This window comes from Levilactobacillus spicheri DSM 15429 (assembly GCF_001435095.1).
Classification (GTDB): domain Bacteria; phylum Bacillota; class Bacilli; order Lactobacillales; family Lactobacillaceae; genus Levilactobacillus; species Levilactobacillus spicheri.
Window position 1 is genome coordinate 26,548 of record NZ_AZFC01000020.1, and the last position, 18,966, is coordinate 45,513.

Genomic DNA, 18,966 nt, shown 5'->3' on the forward strand with positions numbered 1-18,966 from the left:
CCACACCTTTTCGTTACATCCCCTTTCTATACTGACGGTGTTTCCAACAAAGGAGGAACTCAAAATCATGCATCAATCCATGGGAACACTCTTATCGACCGTTTTGTTAGCCACCAGTCTGGGTGGGCTGGTGGCCCCACCCGTTGCCGCGCAAGCCATACGCCGGCCTACGCCGATTGCGCAGTCGGCCACCGCGGGGCGGGAGATTCGCCTGAAAAGCGCACCAAACGTTCGCGACCTCGGCGGTTACGTCAACCAACGGGGCCAACGGATCAAGCCCCATCGCCTGATTCGCTCGGCCTCCCTCTCCAACCTGTCCCCCGCGGACGGTCGCAAACTCGCGAAGGTTTATCACCTGAAGACCGACGTTGACCTGCGGACCCTCAGCGAACAAACGACCGCCCCGGACGCCAAAATCGCCGGCGTGCGCCACGTTTCCGACCCCGTTTTCCTCAAATGGGGCAAGGCTTCCGGCAACCTTAGCGACCGCGTCAAGGGCAACGGCGTCAAGAATATGGAGACCTTCTACCGCAACGCCGTCCTTAGCCGGCAGGGGCGGCACGCCTACCGGACCCTCTTTCTGATCCTGCTGAAGACGCCGCGCAAGGACGCCGTGCTCTGGCACTGCAGCGCCGGTAAGGACCGCGCTGGCATGGGAACCATGCTGATCCTCAGCGCCCTCGACGTCAGCCGGCGAACCATCAACCGCGACTACCTGCTCTCCAACCGGTACCTGGCCGCCAAGAATGCCGTCACGCTCGCCCAAGATCGGCGCAACGGTGATACAGCGACCCAGCTCGCCAACGCCAAGGCTCAGGCCGGTGTCCGGATGGCCTTCCTGAACGCAGCCTACCGCGCCATCGACCACCATTACGGGTCCGTCCAGCGCTACTTACACCGCGGACTGGGCCTGACGTCCGCTCAGCTGACCCGCCTGCAAAAGGCCTACCTGACGCCCGCTAAGCACTAAAATTTCCTCCCCCGAGGTCCAAAAAACCGCCCATCGTGATTGATGAGCGGTCTTTTGGATTATGCTTCGGTCGGTTGGACCGTCAAGCGTTTTAACGTTGGTTTCAAGAACAGCGGCGCCAACACGGTCGCCAGGATGATGACCAGGATCATCGCCGAGTAGCTGGCGTTGCCCATCAGGCCCGCCTGGTGACCAATCTGGGCGGTGATCAGCCCCATCTCGCCCCGGGCGATCATCCCCGTACCAATCACGGTGCTGCTGGTCCAGTCGAAGCCGCTGATCCGTGCCCCCAGGCCACAGCCGACCAACTTCGTCAGACAGGCCAGCACCGTCAGCACAATAATCAGCCAGAGGTTGTCCCCCAGGTGCGCCAACGTCATGTTCAAGCCCACACTCACGAAAAAGACCGGGATAAAAATGGCGTTGCCCAGCGGCTCTACGTGGTCGGCCAGCGTTTCCCGGTACGGCGTGTGCGCCACCGCGATCCCCGCGAAGAAGGCACCAATCGCCCCACTCAGGCCCACGATGTCGGCCAGCCAGGCCATCCCCAGGCAGATGACCATCGACATGATGGTCACACTGGACGCCATGACCAACCGTTCGCTCAGGTGCATCAGGTACGGTGCCACCCATTTGACCAGCAGGTAGGTCCCGCCGAAGAAAGCCACCTGTTCCAGCAGCACCAATCCCAGCGCCGGGTGACTGCCGGCCGTTTCGATGCCCTGGCTTGCCAGCAGACTGATCATCAGCGACAAGAGCACCACGCCGATGATGTCGTCCGCCACGGCGGCGCCCAGAATCGTGGCGCCCTCGCGCGTGCCGAGCGCCCGGTACTCCTTCAGCACGGCCACCGAAATCGAGACCGAGGTGGCCGAGAAGATCACGCCGATGAACAGGGCCTCCAGGGGGGTAAAGCCCCACCACCAAGACACGGCCCCCATGACCACGACCGGAAAAATCACCCCGGACGTCGCCACGATGATGGCCGGGCGGAGATACTTCATCAATAATTGCAGGTTACTCTCCAAACCGCCCAGAAACATCAACACGACCACGCCGATATCGGCGAACAGACTGACCAAGCTATTCAACTGGACCCAGTTCAACACGGCCGGGCCAATCAGGATACCAATCACCAGCTCCCCGATCACCGCGGGGACCCCCAGTCGGTTGGCAAAATTTCCCGCCAGCGTCGTCAGTACCAAAATCAAACACAACGTTCCTAAAAAGGCCACGGGCCTCTCCACCCTTCTTATGGTTTTAGCATCCATGATACGCCACTTGCCCGGTCCACAACAAGACCGCAAAATCGCGTGGATGGTTACCACCGATTGACCGCCGACTGGCACCGGCCCCCGCTTCATCGCCGTTTGATCAGCGCCCCGCAAAAAAACAGGCGGAAAATTCATTGCGCGAATTTTCCGCCTGCTTGGCTGGTGTGGCCGGGTCAGTCCCCGGCCCCGCCTGAGGGACCGTTTTAAGGTTGATAAGTCGCCGACTGGGCCAGCCGGTCGACGGTCGCAAAGAACGCCGCCTTGTCCGCCCGGGTGACCAACGTCAGGGGCTGCCCCGCCGGTTGACGGAAGGTCCGCCCGGCCGCCGGACCCGTGGTCAGCACGTCCCCCTCGATGGCCTGCGTCGTCACCAGCTCCGGATACTGGCTCGCCATGGCCGTCAAGACATCCCACAGGTAATACGTCGAGTTCGCTTCATAGGAGAGCACCAGCGCGTATCCCTGCCCAATCAGGTCCACGGCCGGGTAACCGACCATCTGGTTCCAGTGTTGGCGCAGCTCGTCCGTCAGTGGCAACTCGTCGGTGCTTTCCAGTCCAATCATCTGCAACGGCACACCGGCGTGAAAGACCGTGTGGACGGCCTGGGGATCCCAGTAGGCGTTCCATTCGGCCGTGCCGTCACGCCCCGGTTCGTTGACGTTACCCTGGTTGTTCATGGTACCGCCCATCCAGAAGACCCGTTCGATCTTAGCCGCGATATCCGGCGCCACTGTGAGCGCTCGCGCCAGGTCGGTCAACGGGCCGGTCATGACCACCGTGGTGGGACCATCGGCCTGCCGAATCTTGGCGACCATGTCCTGGTGCGCCGAGACCGGGGCCAGCGGCGTGGTCAGAGTCGCCCGCCGGTTCAGTAGGGGCATCGCGTTAAATGAATACGAGATCAACCGCCATTCCTTGGGAAATTGGTTGACCGGCCGCGAATCCGACGCCGCAACACTCAGGTCCTGGTGGTGGGTGTTGAAGTGATCAATGATCTTGCGGGAAGCGGCGACGGCAGGTTCCTGATACCCGTCGGCATCGACCACCCCGACCCCCAGCAGGCGAATGTCCGGCACCTGCAGCAGCAAGAGCAGCGACACCAAGTCATCGACGTTCCCATCGTGGTCAAAGTACACATTTTTCAAAATAACGGCCTCCAGTGATTTCTTTCTAGTTTACGGAACGGCTCCCGCCTTGTAAAGGTGAATATCCGGTTATTTTTATATAAATGGTTTTACCTCATCATTTTTTATTATTTAAGTAAACAAAAAGCGAACATCTCGTAAAGGTGTTCGCTTTTAAATCGGTTTATCCCACCGCCCCACGGCAGCAAAAAAGGCCCCGCCGTGCATCCATCACGACGGGACCCTTGGGCTGTTTAGTTAATGGAAATAAGTCAGATCAGACGCGAGCGTTGGGTACGCCATAATTGTCTGGTTGATGGCCACTGCATCGAGGTGTTGTTGGATGACGAAGTCCAGGTAATTAATCACCTGTTCCGCCTCCATGCTCAATACAGCCGCACCCACGATACGTCCACTGCCTTTCTCCAGGACGACCTTGATCCGGGCATGGGGATCCTGCACCCGCTGATAGCTGTACCAGTGCGTCAAGTCCAGGTCACTGACCCGGTACTCGTCCGGCTGGTCCGCCGCTTGGGCCGGCGTCACGCCCAGCTGAGCCAACTGGGTCTTGCCGTAGACCACCGACGGAATCACGGGGTAGCTGATGGCCGGCGCATCCGGCGTCGTCAGCGCCGTCGTCAGGTATTGGCCTTCAAACCCGGCTACCGGCGTCAATTTCGGCTGGGGCCGATCCACCACGTCGCCCACCGCGAAGACGTGCGGATTGGTCGTCTGCAAGTGATCGTTCACGGTGATGCCGTGGGCGGTCGTCGCGACGTGGACCCGGTCCAGGTGCAGGTCGGCCACGACCGGTACCCGCCCGGCCGTCGCGAAGACCATCCCCGTGATCCAGGACTCGCCATCCCGCGTGGTGACCCGGTACTGGTCACCGGCGGGGGCGACCTGCACGATGTCCGTCCCTAGCCGCACATCGATGCCGTCCCGGGTCAGTAACGCCAACAGGTCCGTGACCAGGTCGCCGTCAAATGCCCGCAACGGCCGGTCGCTGTGGTGCACCAGATGCACCCGGCTGCCCGCCGCGTTGGCGATGGCCGCCAGCTCCACCCCGACGTAGCCGGCCCCCATCAGGGTCACGTCGTTCGGCAGCGTGTCCAGGTCCAGGAAGTCGTTACTGGTGCGGAGCCATTCCTGGCCCGCTATCTGGGGCAAGCGAGGCGCCTGACCGGTCGCAACGATCACGTTGGTCGCGTTCAGCTGCTGGTCCCCCACCTGCAGGGTACCGTCGGCGTTAAAGCTGGCCTTCCCGTGCAGATTGGCGATGCCCGCCGCCTGCAGACCGCCCTGGGTCCCACTCGGAATCCCTTGGGTGTAAGCGCGCTTGGCCGCCATTAAGGCCGCCCAGTCGATCCGGGGAACCCCCGTCAGACCGTGACCCTGCAGGGCCGCACTGCGTCCCTGCGCTTCGACCGCCGCCATCAGGATCTTCTTGGGATCGCACCCGCGGTTCGGACAGGTGCCGCCCCACAGGTCCTTTTCGACGACCGCCACGTTTTGGCCCTTGGCGTGTAAACCGTACGCCGCAGCGAGCCCCCCGGGTCCACCGCCGAGGATTACCGTATCAAACTGTTGCATGCCCCATCACCCTTTCAAAAGTCTGTCCACTTCTGATTCTAGCACGCCACCCCGTTTTTTCTAAGCATTTGCCTCGCCGGACGGTTGCGGCGCCACGACCTGGTGCACGATCTTCCGGTTACGGTACCAGAAGAAGCCGACCAGCCCGATCAGGACCAGGCCCACGGCGATAAACAACGGACCGCCGAGCAGCCGCTGGAACAGCCAGCTGAAGAGCAGGGTCCCCACCGGCATCGCCAGCGTGTTCAGGGTCGTCAGGGTCACGCTGACCCGGCCCAGCAGGTGCGTCGGGACCGTGGTCTGCAGGTAAACACTGATGGGCGTGTTGATCCAGGCCAAAAAGAGCCCCATGGCCATGCTCAGCAGGACCAGGCCCCCCGTCACCAGGTTCGCGGCCAGCGGGTGGACCAGCCAGGCCCCCATCAGGGCGAAGACCGACCCAAAGCCCAGCGTTAACAGCAACACCGTGCGGATCAGGTGCTGAAAGCTCGGCAGCCGCATCAGCAGCAGGTTGCCGGCCAGCATCCCCAACGCACAGGCGCTGGAGACCCAGCCCAGCCGGGTGTTGCCCAATTTTAGCGTCTGGACCATCACGTAGGCCAGCCCCACGTCGACCGAGCTGAACAGCAGGTTCAACCACACGGCGATCTGGACCACGAACCACAAGACGGCGTGGTCGTGGATGTAGCGCAGGCCGACCTTGAAGGCGGCCCACTGCCCCGCCGTCTGCTGGGTCGGAGCGGCCTGCGGCAACGGGTGAAAGTGCATGCTCAGGGTGATCAGGATGACTACGAACTCGGCGATGGCCTCCAGCCATAACACCCCGCGAAAGCCGATCAGGCCGTACAACAGCGCGGCTAGTAACGGGGAGGCCAACTGGACCCCCGAGGTCGCGGCTTGCTCGATGGTGGTCAGGGGCTTGATGTGCCGTTCGTTGACCAACTCATGGACCGAGGCCGTGTAGCCCGTCCCGGAGATGCGGTCGTTGATGGCGTAGACCGCCACGATGACGATGGAGGCCGCCAAACGGTCATGGAGCCGAAAGATCACCGCGCTGTAGATCAGCAGGGCCACCAGCGTCACGAGCTTGCTGACCAGGATGGTCGTCTTGTGGTCGTGGGTATCGACGAAGTTACCGATGGGCACCACCAGCAAGAGCCCCACGATGGGGTACACGATGGATTCCAAGCCAAAACTGATGGCCGAATGGGTCGTGTGGAGTAACATAAGGGCTAACGAAAAGCTGAAAATGCCCCCGCTCAGGATGCCAATAATGTCACTGCTGGCGGCCCGAATAATTTGAATCACGGATTGACGGTTGGAAATCATATCTGCTACCATAATCCTAGCTTCCCTTCTCATATGCTTTTAATCTTCTAACTTGGTTATCATTGTACCGGGTCCCGAACCCGGTGGCCGCCCCAATTTGGGGCAAATTTGCCCCATTCAGGGGCTTGAAAGGAGGGCGTTGCCATGCTTAGTCTGGGAGCCACTCTAAAAAAACTGCGTCTCGCCCGGGGGATGACCCAGGCCGACCTATACGGCGGCATCGTTTCCCGGTCGTTTGCGGGCCGCCTCGAACGCGGGGAACACGACGTGACCGTCGAGACCTTCTGGGCCATCCTGGACCGCCTCGCCGTGAGCGCCGACGAATTCCGCTTCCTCCAGCAAGAAGACCACCCCAGTGACGCCCTGCGCCTGGAGGGGCAGATTGGCACGGCCTACAGTCAGCAGAACTTCCCCTGGCTCCGCCACCTGGTCCAGCGCTATCAGACCAGCACCGACCCGCAGGAACGGGAGCTCGCCACGGTGGCCGACCTCGCCCTGCGGTCCTTCGGGTCGGCCAGCTGGACCCCCACGCCGGCCATGCTGGCGCTCTGGCAGCACTTTAACCAGCTGACGACCTGGGGGCTGCACGAGTTGCGCCTCGGGACGGCCTGGCTGGAGATCGCCCAGGGGCAGCACCAGCCCGCGGTCCTCTGGGCGGGAATCCAGAAGATGCACGCGAGTTGTGCGCGCTACGTCTCGCCGACCGCCGATCCGTTTCACGTCACCGACCTGCGCGCCTCATTTGACTTGGTCGCCATGCAAATCCTACTATTAGGACAGGTCCAGTTCAGGCCCTATCGCACCTACGCCCAAACGCTCTACCGGGCGCTCAAGGCGTACGACCGCTGGCACCTCTCGACCGACGCGGCCCTGTCGCGCGAGATCTGCTTGTGCCTGTGGGACTGGTACGACGGCGACGTAGCGGCCGCGGATCGCCGGGCCGCCACGCTCGAAAACCTGCCGCCGCTGAGCGCCTCGCTCAACACACACGCCATCCTGACCAGTCACCGGCGCCACGCGCTGCGCCAACGCCAGAAACGGGGGGATTCCCATGCCTGAATTCGGCAGTACCTTAAAGCACCTCCGCCAGCTGCGCGGGCTGACCCAGGCCGCCCTCTACGACGGCATCATCTCGCGGTCGTTCGCCGGTCGGCTGGAACGGAACCAGCACAGCCTCACCGCCGATAAACTGGCGCAGATCCTCGACCGGCTGGCGGTCAGCCCCAGTGAATTTCAATTCATCCTGCAGGACCACCACTACCCCAGCGACACCGCGTTGCTCAACCACATCCTGGTGGCGTACGACCAGCGCAACTTCCCCCGACTGCGGCACCTCGAGCAGGCCTATCGCACCAGCGACCGCCCCACGGAGCGGGACCTGGCGACCCTGGCCCAGCTGCTGATTCGGATCACCGATCAGCTCCACTGGTCGCTGACCCCCGAGATGACGGCGCTGTGGCACCGGCTCAACGCGGCGACGACCTGGACGCTGAGCGACTTTTTATGGGCCCAGGTCTGGCTGATGATCGCCGCGGTCCAGCGGGACATCCCGCAGCTGCTCGCCGGCATCGCCAAGATGCACGCCAGCTGCGACCGCTACGTCACGGCCGACGGGGACGCCTTCCATGTCCTGGCCTACCGCAGCAGCTTCGACCTGCTGGCCTTTCAGATTCTCCTGACCCTGCACCGCGACCAGGCCGCCCGTGATTTTCGCCCGGCCTTCACCCCGCCGCACCAGGAGTACCTGACCGACAGCCAGCTCCTGATCTACCGCGCCTGCGACGCCATCTGGGAGTGGTACTTCGGCGACGTGGCGGCCGGCACGGCCCTGGCCCAGCCGATCCTCGCCCTGAGCCCCCTGGGCATCGCCACCGATATCGGGGAGGTTCTGACCCTCTACCGGCGCAAGGCCCGCACCTACCGCCAATCACAGCAGAAAGGAGTTTGACATGACCTTTTATACTTACGGCTACCTCACGACCAAGCACGCCACCTGGCAATACGCCCGGCTGGTCCTGATCATCGCGTTGCTCGCCATCTTCATCGGCCTCTTCATCTATTACCTCAAGCACCGCTGGAACATCAAGTACAAGGACCTCAGCATCATCACCGGGACCCTTATCCTGCTGGTGCTGGGCTTTCAGGTCAACGGTCTGGTCACCCTGCACACCAATAGCGTCCAGACGGGGACCATCACCGCGACCGTCAAGACCGTGGCCAAACAGCTGAACGTGGCCCCCGCCAAGGTCGCGGTGAACGCTACCACGACCACCAACGGCCTGTTGTTCAAGACGCCGAAGGGCTATTACCGCGCGGACTACAATTCCGACGGTTCGGCCTACGTGCTGGAAAAAGTCGCCCTGCATCACCCTAAAGTCACCCTACAAAAGGAGTCATAGCGCCCATGTTTACTTATTCAGATGTCGTCATGAAGCTGCTCATCGGCTTTGTTTTCATGACCCTCTTAATCAACTTCACCGGCAAGGGCAACCTTGCCCCCACGTCGGCCATCGACCAGGTCCAGAACTACGTCTTAGGGGGCATCATCGGGGGCGTCATCTACAACGCCTCGATCACCCTGATTCAGTTCGTCATCGTGCTCCTGATCTGGTCGCTCTTAATCCTAATCATGCGGTATCTTAAAATTCACGTCCGGGCCGTTGGTAAATTCATCGACGGCGGTCCCATCACCATCGTGCGCAACGGGCACCTGCTGGTCCACAACTGTCTCAAGGCCAACCTGTCGGCCAAGGAAGTCGACTTCAAGCTGCGGTCGGCCGGCGTCTACCAGTTGGCCGAGGTCAAGCGCGCCATCGTCGAGCAGAACGGGAGTCTGACTATCCTGCGGCAGGGCGACGGCTCGATCCGCTACCCCCTGATCGTCGATGGTCAGGTCGACCTCGACGTCCTGGAACTGACCAACCACGACGAGGCCTGGCTCGACGACCAGCTGGCCAAGCACGGCGTCACCAACATTCGCGACGTGTACATGGCCAAGTACGAGAATCACGAGTTCAAGGTCACCCGTTACGACCATGATTAAGCCCCACACCCATTAAAGGAGGTCCTTATCGTGCCCGCCGATCAACTTCACGAACACTGGGACGTGTATAACCGTCAGCTGCAGCGTCTGGGCGACCAGCTGCGCGCCGACCCGGTCACGCCGGGCCACTACCACCTGGTGGTCAACGCCTTTCTCTTCAACCGTCACCACCAGGTTCTGCTCCAGCAACGGGCCGAGAACAAGCTCAACTTCCCCGGCTACTGGGACACCTCGAGTGGTGGGGCCGTACGGGCTGGCGAGACCATCGAGACGGCCATCCAGCGTGAGATGGCCGAGGAACTGGGCTTCCACCATCCGGTCACCCCCGCCGACAACTACCGGGTCACGCCCCACAGCCACTGGATCAGCGCCTGGTTCGTCTTCCAGACGGACTGGGCGGCTAGCGACTTCACGGTGCAGACCGCCGAGCTCCAGCGGGTCCGCTACTACGACCTGCCGGACGCGTTCACCCGGCTCCACCAGGTTGGCTTCGACGATTACCACGTCGAGCTGCAAGCCGCGTGGGACCACCTGCAGCACGGCAAAAAGCCCACCGCATAACGATAGCGGTGGGCTTTTTTGACGTCTTTATCAGTGGTTATTTTTTAAACGTTAAGTAGTTCAGGCGAATCGCGCGTTCCTGCGCGGGGGTAATCTTCAGGCCCTTGTGCACGTAGTTTTCCACCGACCCGTATTGCTTGGTCACGTCAGTGAAGAATTGGTTCAGCAGGGCGGGCTTGGCCCAGGTCACGCCCAGTTGGGTGTTGGACAGGAGGTAGTCCCGTTGGATGTCCTTGCGGCTCACACCCAAGATGGAGTAGATGATGGCCGCCGAGGTCCCCGTCCGGTCCATCCCGTGGGAACAGTGGAAGAGCACGGCGCCCTTCTTTTGCTTGGCAATCTGGGTCAACAAGCGGTGATAGCTGCGCTTGGCGGCTGGCTTGAAGGCCATGTCCTTGTACATCCCCTCGTCGTCATTGTCGTAGTTGGAGCGGGTGCCCAGGACGGAAGCCTGCAGGTAGTTGACGCCTTCGATCAGCGTGTCGGGCTTCTTCTTGATCTGGTCACTGGTCCGCAAGTCCACGATTTGTTGGACGTTCCAGTCTTGCGTTAACCGGATGGTGTCCAACGTGGTTAATTTGTCCAGTGAGTCGCTCCGGAGCAGGCGGCCGCGCTTCACGTACAGGCCGTGCTTGCCCTTGTAGCCCCCCATGTCGCGCGCATTTTCGGCCCCATCCAGATGAATCGGTGCGTTGACCTTGGTGGAAACGGCGGGTTGTAAGTCCTTGTCGCTGGTGGTGGCGGCCATCACGGGAGCAGCGGTTCCTCCGAATAAAGCCAGTGCACACCCAAAACTAATCATTAATCGCTGTAGACGCATGTGTTGTTTAACCCCTTTCTGAATAGTCTTAGAATACCAGGGGCGTGTAAAGAAACGTCAAACAGGATGTATTGATTACGTAAAATATTTCACAATTAATTCAATATCCGATTACCATTATTTTCATAGCAAACAGGGACGTCCTTCCGCGGAGGGCGTCCCTGTCACTATTCGCTCTTAGAAATCAAACTCATCCGGATCCGGTCCCACCCGTACGTCCGCGTTCAGGGCGTCGATGGCCGCCATGTCGGCTTCACTCAGGGTGAAGTCAAAGATATCGGCGTTGGCCGCGATACGGGCCGGCTTGGTCGACTTGGTGATGACCAGCACGTCGCGTTGTACGTCCCACTTGAGGATCACTTGCGCCACGGACTTACCGTACTTCTGCGCCAGATCTTCCATGACCGGGTTGCCAAATAGCTTCCCCTGAGCCAACGGTGACCAGGCCTGCAGGCGCATGTCGTGGGCCGCCGCAAACCGCCGCATCGGTTCCTGGGTCAACAACGGGTGCAGCTCGATCTGGTTGATGACGGGCGTTACCCGTGCCGTCTGTAACAGGTCGTCAAAGTGGTGTTCAGCGAAGTTGCTGACGCCGATGGCCTTGATTTTGCCCGCTAAGTACAGGTCTTCGAGGGCCCGCCAACTTTCCAGGTAGGCGTGATCGCCGGGCCAGTGGATCAGGTACAGGTCCAGGTAGTCCAGGCCTAACGCCGCCAGGCTCTGGTTGTAGGCATCGATGGTCTGTTCGTAGCTCAGGTGCTCGTTCCAGACCTTCGAGGTGACGAACAGGTCACTGCGGTGCAGGCCCGCTTGCTTCAGACCTGCGCGGATGCCCTCACCGGTCCCCTTCTCATTGCCGTAGATCTGGGCGGTATCGATCAACCGGTACCCCTGTTGAATGGCGCTGGCCACCGCGGCCGCCGTCTGATCGTTGGGAATCTGGAAGACGCCCAGGCCGAAGCCCGGCATCTGGACCCCGTTATTTAACGTGACCGTTTCTTGTAAGCTCTTAATCATGAGTGCTCGTCTCCTTTAACGTTTTGAATGGTCTTAGTATACGAGCTTTAGACCTCATTTGCCTAGAACGAACCTCAAAGTGCCTCAGGTACCAAACGGTCAGCTTTGCGGCGGGGCGGCCACCAGCCACGCTGACTGGTTACGACCGCCGACGCCACCACCAGCCCAACACGGCCAGAAGCCCACTCAAACCGAGAATTCGACCGCCATTCGCCGCCTCACTGGTTTGAGGCAGCGCGGCCGTGGTCGGCAACGCTGGGGCGACCTGATTGGCCAGGGCCATCCCCGAGGCCGTTTCCGGTAACGATGATGACCCGGTCGGGGCCGCCGGCAGGGCACTCAACGGCGGTAACGGCTGCTCCACCATATCGGGGAGGGTTCCCGTACTTCCCGCCGGAGTGGTTGTAGGGGTCGTTTCGGTCGTGGTTTGGGCCGCTGATTGATCCGTTTCCGCAGGCTGGCTAGTCTGGTCGGCTGATCCGCCCGCTTCCGTGTTGGAGCTGGCGGACTGACCAGACGTGGTACTCTGACTGGACTGACTGGTTTCCGAACCCGTCACCGGCTCCGAACTGCTGCCAGCACTTGAGTCCTGGCTGGAAGCGGTCTCGGCGCTACTGGTTGAACTCGACGAGCTAGCATGACTGCCGCTGCCCCCAGATGGTTCTCCTGCCTGATCACTAGGTCCCGGGTTTGGGTTTGGGTTTGGGTTTGGGTTTGGGTTTGGGTTTGGGTTTGGGTTTGGGTTTGGCAGCGCCGCCTCCTCGCCCGTACCGTACACGAAGGTCACCGTCTGGGGCGCGGTGGTGAAGGTCCCGGCGGTCGCCCCATCGATCCGTTCCAGTTGGTACCCCGCAAACACCCGGCCGCTCGTCACCCAGGGCGCCGCCAACTTCCCCGTCAGCGTCTTCTCGGCCAACAGCTTGCCCACCGTCGTCACGTGCCGCACGTGCACGCTCCCCGCCTGCTCAGGCGCGACCTGCGCGTTAATGTGATACGTTCCCGAGAAGTGGGGGTGGAGGTACAACAGCAAGTAGCCGGGGATCTGGTGCTCATCGTCATACCGTTCCACCGTCTCATAGAGATTGTCGATACCCTGTTCCGACAGCGTCACCAGGTAGCTCCCCGGTTCGGTCGGCTCCCCCGCATCGAAGACCAGGTCGCCTGCTTGGAGCTGATACTTGAGGCCCCCCGGCAACTCGACGTGGTACTTCTGCAGGTCGAGCGTTCCCGGCTGCCCATCGTACGGCTTCTCATCCTCCCCGATCAGCTTTACCGCTGCTCGGCGCGGAACGAAGGCCCGAATCTTTTGGGGCACGTGGTCGCCCTGGTAGAGCGCCTGAATCTCAGTGGCCGAGCGCACCTTGTCGTGCATGAAGGCAGCTTCGCTGAAGAGGTCGTTGACCATGCTCAGGTCCTGCCACGCGTGATCCCAGCCCCACGACTGCGGAAAGGCCACGGTCCCCTGCGCCGCCCGGAACCGCACGTTGGGGCCCAGGACGATCACCGACAGGTTGGGGTAACCATTGCTCAGCGTTTCCACGGGCCTCATGTCCATAAAGTCGCGACAGTCCGTGACCTGGCGCATGTCCCAGCCACTGATATCAAGCAGCGTGATGCTGGTCGCGTCCTGAAAGGTCCCGACCATCGAGGTTACCCGGCTGACGTCCCAATGACGCACCCCCAGGTCCCCCTCCGTACTCGCGTTCCGGAAGGTCCGGTTCATCGACGTCACCCGGCTGACATCCCAATCCTCCAGGCCATCAATGACAATGTGGTCGCCGTCGAACGTCTGGTCCAGGGTCGTGACCTGCTGGGTCTGCCAACCACCGACCGAGACCTCGATATCTTCTCCCCGAGCGAACATCCGGGACATATCGGTCACCTGACTGACGTCCAGGTTCTCCAGGTCCAGCCGCGCCTCCGTCAGGTCCGCGAACATCTCGGTCACGTCGCCCGTGACCACGGCACCCTCAGCCACCTGGACGTAGTCGATGCGGTCCCGGTACTGGTACCACCACCAGCCGGCGCCCTTCTCGAGGTGCCCCGCCCCGATCTCAAGCTGGCCATCCTTTAGGGTCAGCTGCGCGGTGCCCTGTCGACCGCTTAAGACCTCGTCATCGCGGTCATCTTTGCTGTCCGCCCGGGTACCGGTCCGCGCATGTGCTGGCGGATTCGTGGGTAACAGCGTGGTCGGCAAGTCTGCGGCCATCGCCGAATCGGCCATCCCCCCGAGACCGCACATCATCAGGAGGGCACCGGTCCATCGCCAGGACCGCTTGGTTAAAAGTTGTTGCATGGTGTTCACCTCATTCTTTGTTTGACCGTAGGAGTATATCAAAGACTCACCCCCTCACACATCCCTAAAATGGTATCGGTTTCAAAAAAGATTTTAGTTAAACACCCGGCCTTAACGCGGCAAATCCCTCGAATACCGGTCTTCTCCGCTGGTCAGCAACCACGGCCACAGCCCCGCCACGTGTCCGTTGCCAACGCATTTTTCATCAGTTTGCCAGGGAAAAACGCCCACTGTCTTGTGCACAACTCATTATTTAATCCCCTTGATTTTTACTCACCTCCGATAATTTGCCCCACCCAACAACTCCTTTCTGGCGTATAATAAATTAATAATTAGTTAAGTTAACGAAACGAGGCGACGGTCATGCATCCCAAACATTTTCAACCCAGCTTCTGGTCCGAACATCGACGCTCCCTACTCATCGTCGGGCTGGTGGTCTTAGTCGGCCTAGGGGGCACCTGGGAGTTCCAGAACCGCCAAGCCCTCTCCGCGAAGACCCCGGCGACCGCTACCCGGCCGACCGTGACTCCCCGGCAGATCACGACCCGCCAGCAGAAGATCAAGCACCAGCTTCAGACCTACGCCGACCACGTCACGGCCGACAAGACCACCAGCATCAGCTTCTATAACCTGAGTCCCCTGCCCGGGAGCGCCGCCGCCAAGCACGCGACTACGCGGCGATTCTACCACCAGGGCGACCTGGCCGTGAACGCCAACGCCCACACGCCGGAGGTCTCCGCCAGCACCTACAAGCTGTTCATGGCCGCCTACGTGCTGAACCTGCACCACCAGGGACTACTGCCCTGGACGCCCGAGAACCAGACGGGCTTCGAGCAGATGATCGTCCACAGCGAAAATGACTTCGCGGAGGATCTGCTCGACCGGCAGGGGCTCCCGGCCGTCAACGCCTTCATCGGGGCGCAACACTGGTACGCTCCGGTCTTCACCGCCGGCATCCCCTCCCAGACCACGGCCTACAGTCTGAACCTGGCACTCCAGGACCTAGCCCTGCAAAAGGCCCCGTTCGCCCACCAGGCCGACCGCAAGTGGCTCTTGAACCTGATGGGGAAGCAGGTCTACCGCACGGGGATTCCCGCCGGGGCGGCCCAGGCGAAGGCCGGTACCACGGTGGCCGACAAGGTGGGCTGGTACGCCGACACCAACAACGACGCCGGCATCGTCACCCTGCCCAACGGCCAACGCTACATCCTTGTGGTCATGACCCACGGCCACATGCAGTCCGGCTTTAGCGGCTTCCCCCGCATCGCCAAGATCACGACCCACATCCAAAAGGTGGTCTACGACCCCCAGATCGACCGGCAACTGAATCCTTCATAAACTGAAAAAAGAAGAAACTTCTCAAAATCGAGAGGTTTCTTCTTTTTTTGACGTTCAATGATAATTTTCCGTCATTTTTTCTGCGTCAGTTGGCGTTGCAGGTCGGTGATGGCTTGCCGCAACTCACGGTTCTGCTGCTCGATCCGGTCTAGCTGGTGGGCCAACTGGTCGTTCTTCGAGGTCGTGCGGCGCTGGGAGAAGTAGGCGGTGATGGTACTGGTCAGTGCCCCGATGAAGCCGATGCCGACCAGCATCAGGATCGTCGCCGCCCACTTACCGACGGCGGTCTGGGGCGCCACGTCGCCGTAGCCCACCGTGGTGGTCGTGGTGATGGCCCACCAGAGGGCCTCCCCCCACGAGACGTTCTCGGCGTACGCGTACAGCGAGGCTGCCAGGATCAGGATGCTCAGGCTGGTGACCACCAGGTAGCCGAAGCCGTTGGTCTCGAAGAACGTTCGCAGCTGGCCCCGCAGTTTCCCGATGAACCCGATCAACCGGACCAGGCGAAAGACCTGAGCCAACCGAAAGAGCCGCGTCAGCCGGGCCAGACGGAAGAAGCTAAAGAGGGCGTTGAACGGGATGATGGCCAACAGGTCGAAAAAGTTGTGCCAGAAGAAGGCGCGTTTGTCGCGGGCCCGCCAGAAGCGCACGCCGTAGTCGACGGTGAAGAAGGCCAGGATGGCGTCGTCGACCCACATCCAGGGCCCCCGGTCCAAGTTCACGGCCCCCGCCAGTTGGAGCACCACCAAAATAATTGAAACTAATGCCAGAATGATGACACTCCAGCGGTACACTTGTCGCCAGGTTGCTTGCATGACCCGCCCCACCCTTTCGTTGTCTGTTCCCATTATACGACGAAAGGGCGGATGACCCGGCAAAATATGGGAATGCTCCGAATTTTCTCACGGGCCAGTAACGCCCCGCGGCCACCCTTGAAGCTCAAAAAATGACGGCCATTGCTGGCCGCCACGGGTTTCCTTAACGCTTAATCAAATTCCTCGTACTCGTTCGGGTCCTGCCCGTCAATCCGTCCATCTGGCTTGCTTAAGGCGTTGATGGCGGCAATTTCGTCTGCGGTCAGGCTGAAGTCGAAGAGGTCGAGGTTCGACCGCTGGTGCTTCAGGTTGCGCGCCTTGGGAATCGGCACGATGCCCCGTTGGGTGTGCCAGCGCAGGATCACCTGGCCGATGTTCTTCTGGTACTTTCCGGCCAAGTCGCGAATCACCGGTTCCTGCAGGGCGGCACTGCCCCGCCCCAGGGGACTCCAGGCCTCAGTCACGATACCGCGCTGAAAGTTGGCGGTCCGCAGCGCTTCTTGAACCCAATACGGGTGGACCTCAATCTGGTTGACCGCCGGCGTGACACCAGTCTCGGTGATCAACCGGTCTAGGTGTTCCGGCTCGAAGTTGGAGACCCCAATCGAGCGAATCAGGCCACGGATCCGCGCGTCGATCATCGCCTGCCAGGCCTCGACGTAGTGGTCGCGCTTGGGCAGCGGCCAGTGAATCAAGAAGAGGTCGAAGTAGTCGAGCCCCATGCGGTACAGCGATTCTTGAATCGCCATGGTCGCATCGGCATACCGGTGATACTTACCGGGCAGCTTCGAGGTCACGAAGAAGGCCGACCGGGGCAGACCGGAGCGGCGAATCGCCTCGCCGACGGCCCCCTCGTTGTCGTAGTTGGTCGCCGTATCGAGGCTGCGGTAGCCGTCCCGGATGGCGGCGAGGATCTGGTTGACTCCCTGGCCCCCGCGGATCTGGTAGGTTCCCAGCCCGATTGCCGGCATTTGATACCCGTCATTTAGCGTCAGTTCTGGTACGTTCATCCAATCATCCTTTCGCTTCAGCAGATACCTCCAGCCTACGCCAAACGGCCCGCGATGTGAACTAGTTTGCCGTTGCGGCTTGGCGAATCGCACGGTTCAAGACCACGGACAGCACCAAGGACACGGCGGCGAACCCGGCAGCCCCCCAGCTGATATGCTGTAGCCCGACCACGCCGAGCATCCCCGAGGCCGTCGCCGACCCCAGGGAGATCCCGAAGTTAAAGAAAATCGAGTTCAGCGACGACGCCAACACGGTCGACTGTGGGTACTCACGCTCGGCGATGTTTAAGAAGTGAATCTGAATCGGTGAGTTGATGAGGGTCACGATCAGGGTCAACACCAGCAAAATCGCCATGCCGCCCAGCTTGCTGCTCATGCCCCACGGCAGGATCAGCAGGAGTGCAATGTCGGCCACGTAGAACTTGGGCATCTGCTTGAGCCCGTCGCGTTCGGCCAGCATCCCCGAGAACCGGTTACACAGGATGTTCATGACCCCAATCAAGAAGAGCAGCCAGTTCAGGCTAGCGGTGCTGAAGCCCAGCCCGGTGGTCAGGATCGGCCGAATGTAGGTGTAGTACGCGTACATGGTCGCGGCGGTGAATAGCACCAGCGCGATGCCGATGTAGATCCGTTTGTCCGCCAGCAAGACCAGCTGGTTCTTGATGCTGCCCTGCACCTGCTCGACCTGCTTGGGCAAGAGCCAGCCCAGAAGGCCGCAGGTAATCAGGCTGATCACGGTAATCAGGTAAAAGGCGTCGTGCCAGCTGTAACTGGTACTGATGGCGGTCCCAATCGGCACCCCGAAGACCGAGGCGATACTGAAGCCCGCGAAGATCCAGGAGACCAGGTTGGCCCGTTTCTCCCGGGGCGCGATGGCGCTCGCGAAGGTCATGATCAGGGAGATGATGGCCCCGGCGACCACGGCCGTAATGACCCGCGAGATCAGCAGGACGGTGAAGCTGTTGGCCAGGCCGCTCAGGGTATTCCCAATCAGGAAGATGACCATCAGCGTCATCAGCGTTTTATACCGGCTAAAGCGGTTGGTCAGAATGGTGATAAAGGGCGTGCTGATCGCGTAGACCGTGGCGAAGATGGTCACCAGGTACCCGACCGTCGCGACGGACACGTGTAGTTCGCGCGCGATGTCGGACAGGACCCCGACCACGATAAACTCGTTGCACCCCAACATGAAGGCCACCAGCACGAAGACGATGGCCTGCCAACGGTACTTATTCATAATGGCAAATCCTCCAAAAATGTTGTTCTTCCCCTAGCGTACACGATTCCCCCAAAAATAACAGAAGAAAATCGTTTTCATCTTCAAATTTATGTGCTCCTACCTCCCCTACCGGTTGGTCACCCAGATTAGTATGTATTGTCGCTTCACGCCGGCGAGCAAGATGGTCGTGGTGGGCACGATTCTGAAGCCCTGTGAAACCCACACAGGTCTCCAGAACTCGGCCTTGATGTAACCGGGTAAAAAACACCCGGTAACATCAATTTCACCACGACCATCAAGTCGCCTCTGTTACGCTTACCTAGCGACATCCCCGCAACATCCTCGACTGAGAAATACTGGAGGTCCAATCTGCATCTGATTACCTAGTCAGATCATCCTGTCGTCCTTCATGACGAATTACCAGTCGATTGCTTCGGAACGATTAGTGAATGACTTGTCATGCCTAGTCCTTCTTTTTGAGCAGAAATGGTTGGCGACAATCTCAGCCGAGAGGGAGGTCAGAATGGGGCTCAGTAGCCTCGTTTCTGTTATCCGGG

The 18,966-nt window shown here is 60.7% G+C and carries 17 protein-coding genes; 7 read left to right on the top strand and 10 right to left on the bottom strand.

Translation table 11 applies throughout. The features are described from left to right. Window positions 1-67: 67 nt before the first annotated feature. Complete coding sequence (locus FD37_RS07605; RefSeq protein WP_056964565.1) at window positions 68-970, top strand: tyrosine-protein phosphatase; 903 nt, start codon at window positions 68-70, stop codon at window positions 968-970. Window positions 971-1,029: 59 nt separating this feature from the next. On the opposite strand, the gene FD37_RS07610 is transcribed toward FD37_RS07605, so the two are convergent. The 4 genes from FD37_RS07610 to FD37_RS07625 all read right to left on the bottom strand — a co-directional run bounded on the left by FD37_RS07610 (window position 1,030) and on the right by FD37_RS07625 (window position 6,302). Beyond that, complete coding sequence (locus FD37_RS07610; protein ID WP_045807199.1) at window positions 1,030-2,205, bottom strand: cation:proton antiporter; 1,176 nt, start codon at window positions 2,203-2,205, stop codon at window positions 1,030-1,032. A 242-nt stretch (window positions 2,206-2,447) separates the two neighbouring features. Continuing rightward, complete coding sequence (locus tag FD37_RS07615) at window positions 2,448-3,389, bottom strand: nucleoside hydrolase (RefSeq protein ID WP_056964567.1); 942 nt, start codon at window positions 3,387-3,389, stop codon at window positions 2,448-2,450. A 237-nt stretch (window positions 3,390-3,626) separates the two neighbouring features. Next, window positions 3,627-4,961: a dihydrolipoyl dehydrogenase family protein gene (locus FD37_RS07620; RefSeq protein WP_056964569.1), complete on the bottom strand. Its 1,335-nt coding sequence runs from the start codon at window positions 4,959-4,961 to the stop codon at window positions 3,627-3,629. Between the two features lie 60 nt (window positions 4,962-5,021). After that, the gene (locus FD37_RS07625; RefSeq protein ID WP_162256122.1) at window positions 5,022-6,302 is read right to left on the bottom strand and encodes an MFS transporter; all 1,281 of its coding nucleotides are present in this window, start codon (window positions 6,300-6,302) and stop codon (window positions 5,022-5,024) included. 132 nt (window positions 6,303-6,434) lie between these two features. Between FD37_RS07625 and FD37_RS07630 the strand changes: the two genes are divergently transcribed. From FD37_RS07630 to FD37_RS07650, 5 genes are read left to right on the top strand one after another with little or no spacing between them, the layout of a single operon-like run. Then, window positions 6,435-7,349: a helix-turn-helix domain-containing protein gene (locus FD37_RS07630; protein ID WP_052957176.1), complete on the top strand. Its 915-nt coding sequence runs from the start codon at window positions 6,435-6,437 to the stop codon at window positions 7,347-7,349. After that, window positions 7,342-8,238 (top strand): helix-turn-helix domain-containing protein, encoded by an 897-nt coding sequence (locus FD37_RS07635; RefSeq protein WP_052957177.1) that lies wholly within the window; start codon window positions 7,342-7,344, stop codon window positions 8,236-8,238. The genes FD37_RS07630 and FD37_RS07635 overlap by 8 nt, the downstream gene beginning before the upstream one ends. Window position 8,239: 1 nt before the next feature. Continuing rightward, the gene (locus FD37_RS07640) at window positions 8,240-8,689 is read left to right on the top strand and encodes a DUF3290 domain-containing protein (protein ID WP_056964572.1); all 450 of its coding nucleotides are present in this window, start codon (window positions 8,240-8,242) and stop codon (window positions 8,687-8,689) included. Window positions 8,690-8,694: 5 nt separating this feature from the next. Further along, entirely contained in the window at window positions 8,695-9,333 is a 639-nt protein-coding gene (locus tag FD37_RS07645; protein ID WP_045807204.1) for a DUF421 domain-containing protein, read from the top strand. A gap of 30 nt (window positions 9,334-9,363) precedes the next feature. Further along, window positions 9,364-9,894, top strand: a complete 531-nt coding sequence (locus tag FD37_RS07650; RefSeq protein WP_056964574.1) for an NUDIX hydrolase — start codon at window positions 9,364-9,366, stop codon at window positions 9,892-9,894. A gap of 37 nt (window positions 9,895-9,931) precedes the next feature. On the opposite strand, the gene FD37_RS07655 is transcribed toward FD37_RS07650, so the two are convergent. The 3 genes from FD37_RS07655 to FD37_RS07665 all read right to left on the bottom strand — a co-directional run bounded on the left by FD37_RS07655 (window position 9,932) and on the right by FD37_RS07665 (window position 14,027). Continuing rightward, entirely contained in the window at window positions 9,932-10,714 is a 783-nt protein-coding gene (locus FD37_RS07655) for a tyrosine-protein phosphatase (RefSeq protein ID WP_056964576.1), read from the bottom strand. A gap of 177 nt (window positions 10,715-10,891) precedes the next feature. After that, window positions 10,892-11,731 carry an aldo/keto reductase gene (locus FD37_RS07660; protein WP_056964578.1) on the bottom strand — a complete coding sequence of 280 codons (840 nt, stop codon included), beginning with the start codon at window positions 11,729-11,731 and terminating at the stop codon, window positions 10,892-10,894. 139 nt (window positions 11,732-11,870) lie between these two features. Beyond that, window positions 11,871-14,027, bottom strand: coding sequence for a BspA family leucine-rich repeat surface protein (locus FD37_RS07665; RefSeq protein WP_056964580.1), 2,157 nt, complete (start codon window positions 14,025-14,027; stop codon window positions 11,871-11,873). 363 nt (window positions 14,028-14,390) lie between these two features. On the opposite strand from FD37_RS07665, the gene FD37_RS07670 reads away from it, so the two are divergent. Further along, on the top strand, window positions 14,391-15,365 hold the full coding sequence (locus FD37_RS07670; protein WP_056964583.1) for a serine hydrolase: 975 nt from the start codon (window positions 14,391-14,393) through the stop codon (window positions 15,363-15,365). A 71-nt stretch (window positions 15,366-15,436) separates the two neighbouring features. Here the strand turns inward: FD37_RS07670 and FD37_RS07675 are convergent, their stop codons facing one another. From FD37_RS07675 to FD37_RS07685, 3 genes are all read right to left on the bottom strand, one after another. Then, window positions 15,437-16,180 (bottom strand): ion channel, encoded by a 744-nt coding sequence (locus FD37_RS07675; RefSeq protein WP_056964585.1) that lies wholly within the window; start codon window positions 16,178-16,180, stop codon window positions 15,437-15,439. A gap of 170 nt (window positions 16,181-16,350) precedes the next feature. Further along, window positions 16,351-17,190, bottom strand: a complete 840-nt coding sequence (locus FD37_RS07680; protein WP_056964587.1) for an aldo/keto reductase — start codon at window positions 17,188-17,190, stop codon at window positions 16,351-16,353. Between the two features lie 61 nt (window positions 17,191-17,251). Continuing rightward, window positions 17,252-18,427, bottom strand: a complete 1,176-nt coding sequence (locus FD37_RS07685) for an MFS transporter (RefSeq protein ID WP_056964588.1) — start codon at window positions 18,425-18,427, stop codon at window positions 17,252-17,254. Window positions 18,428-18,966 lie beyond the last annotated feature (539 nt).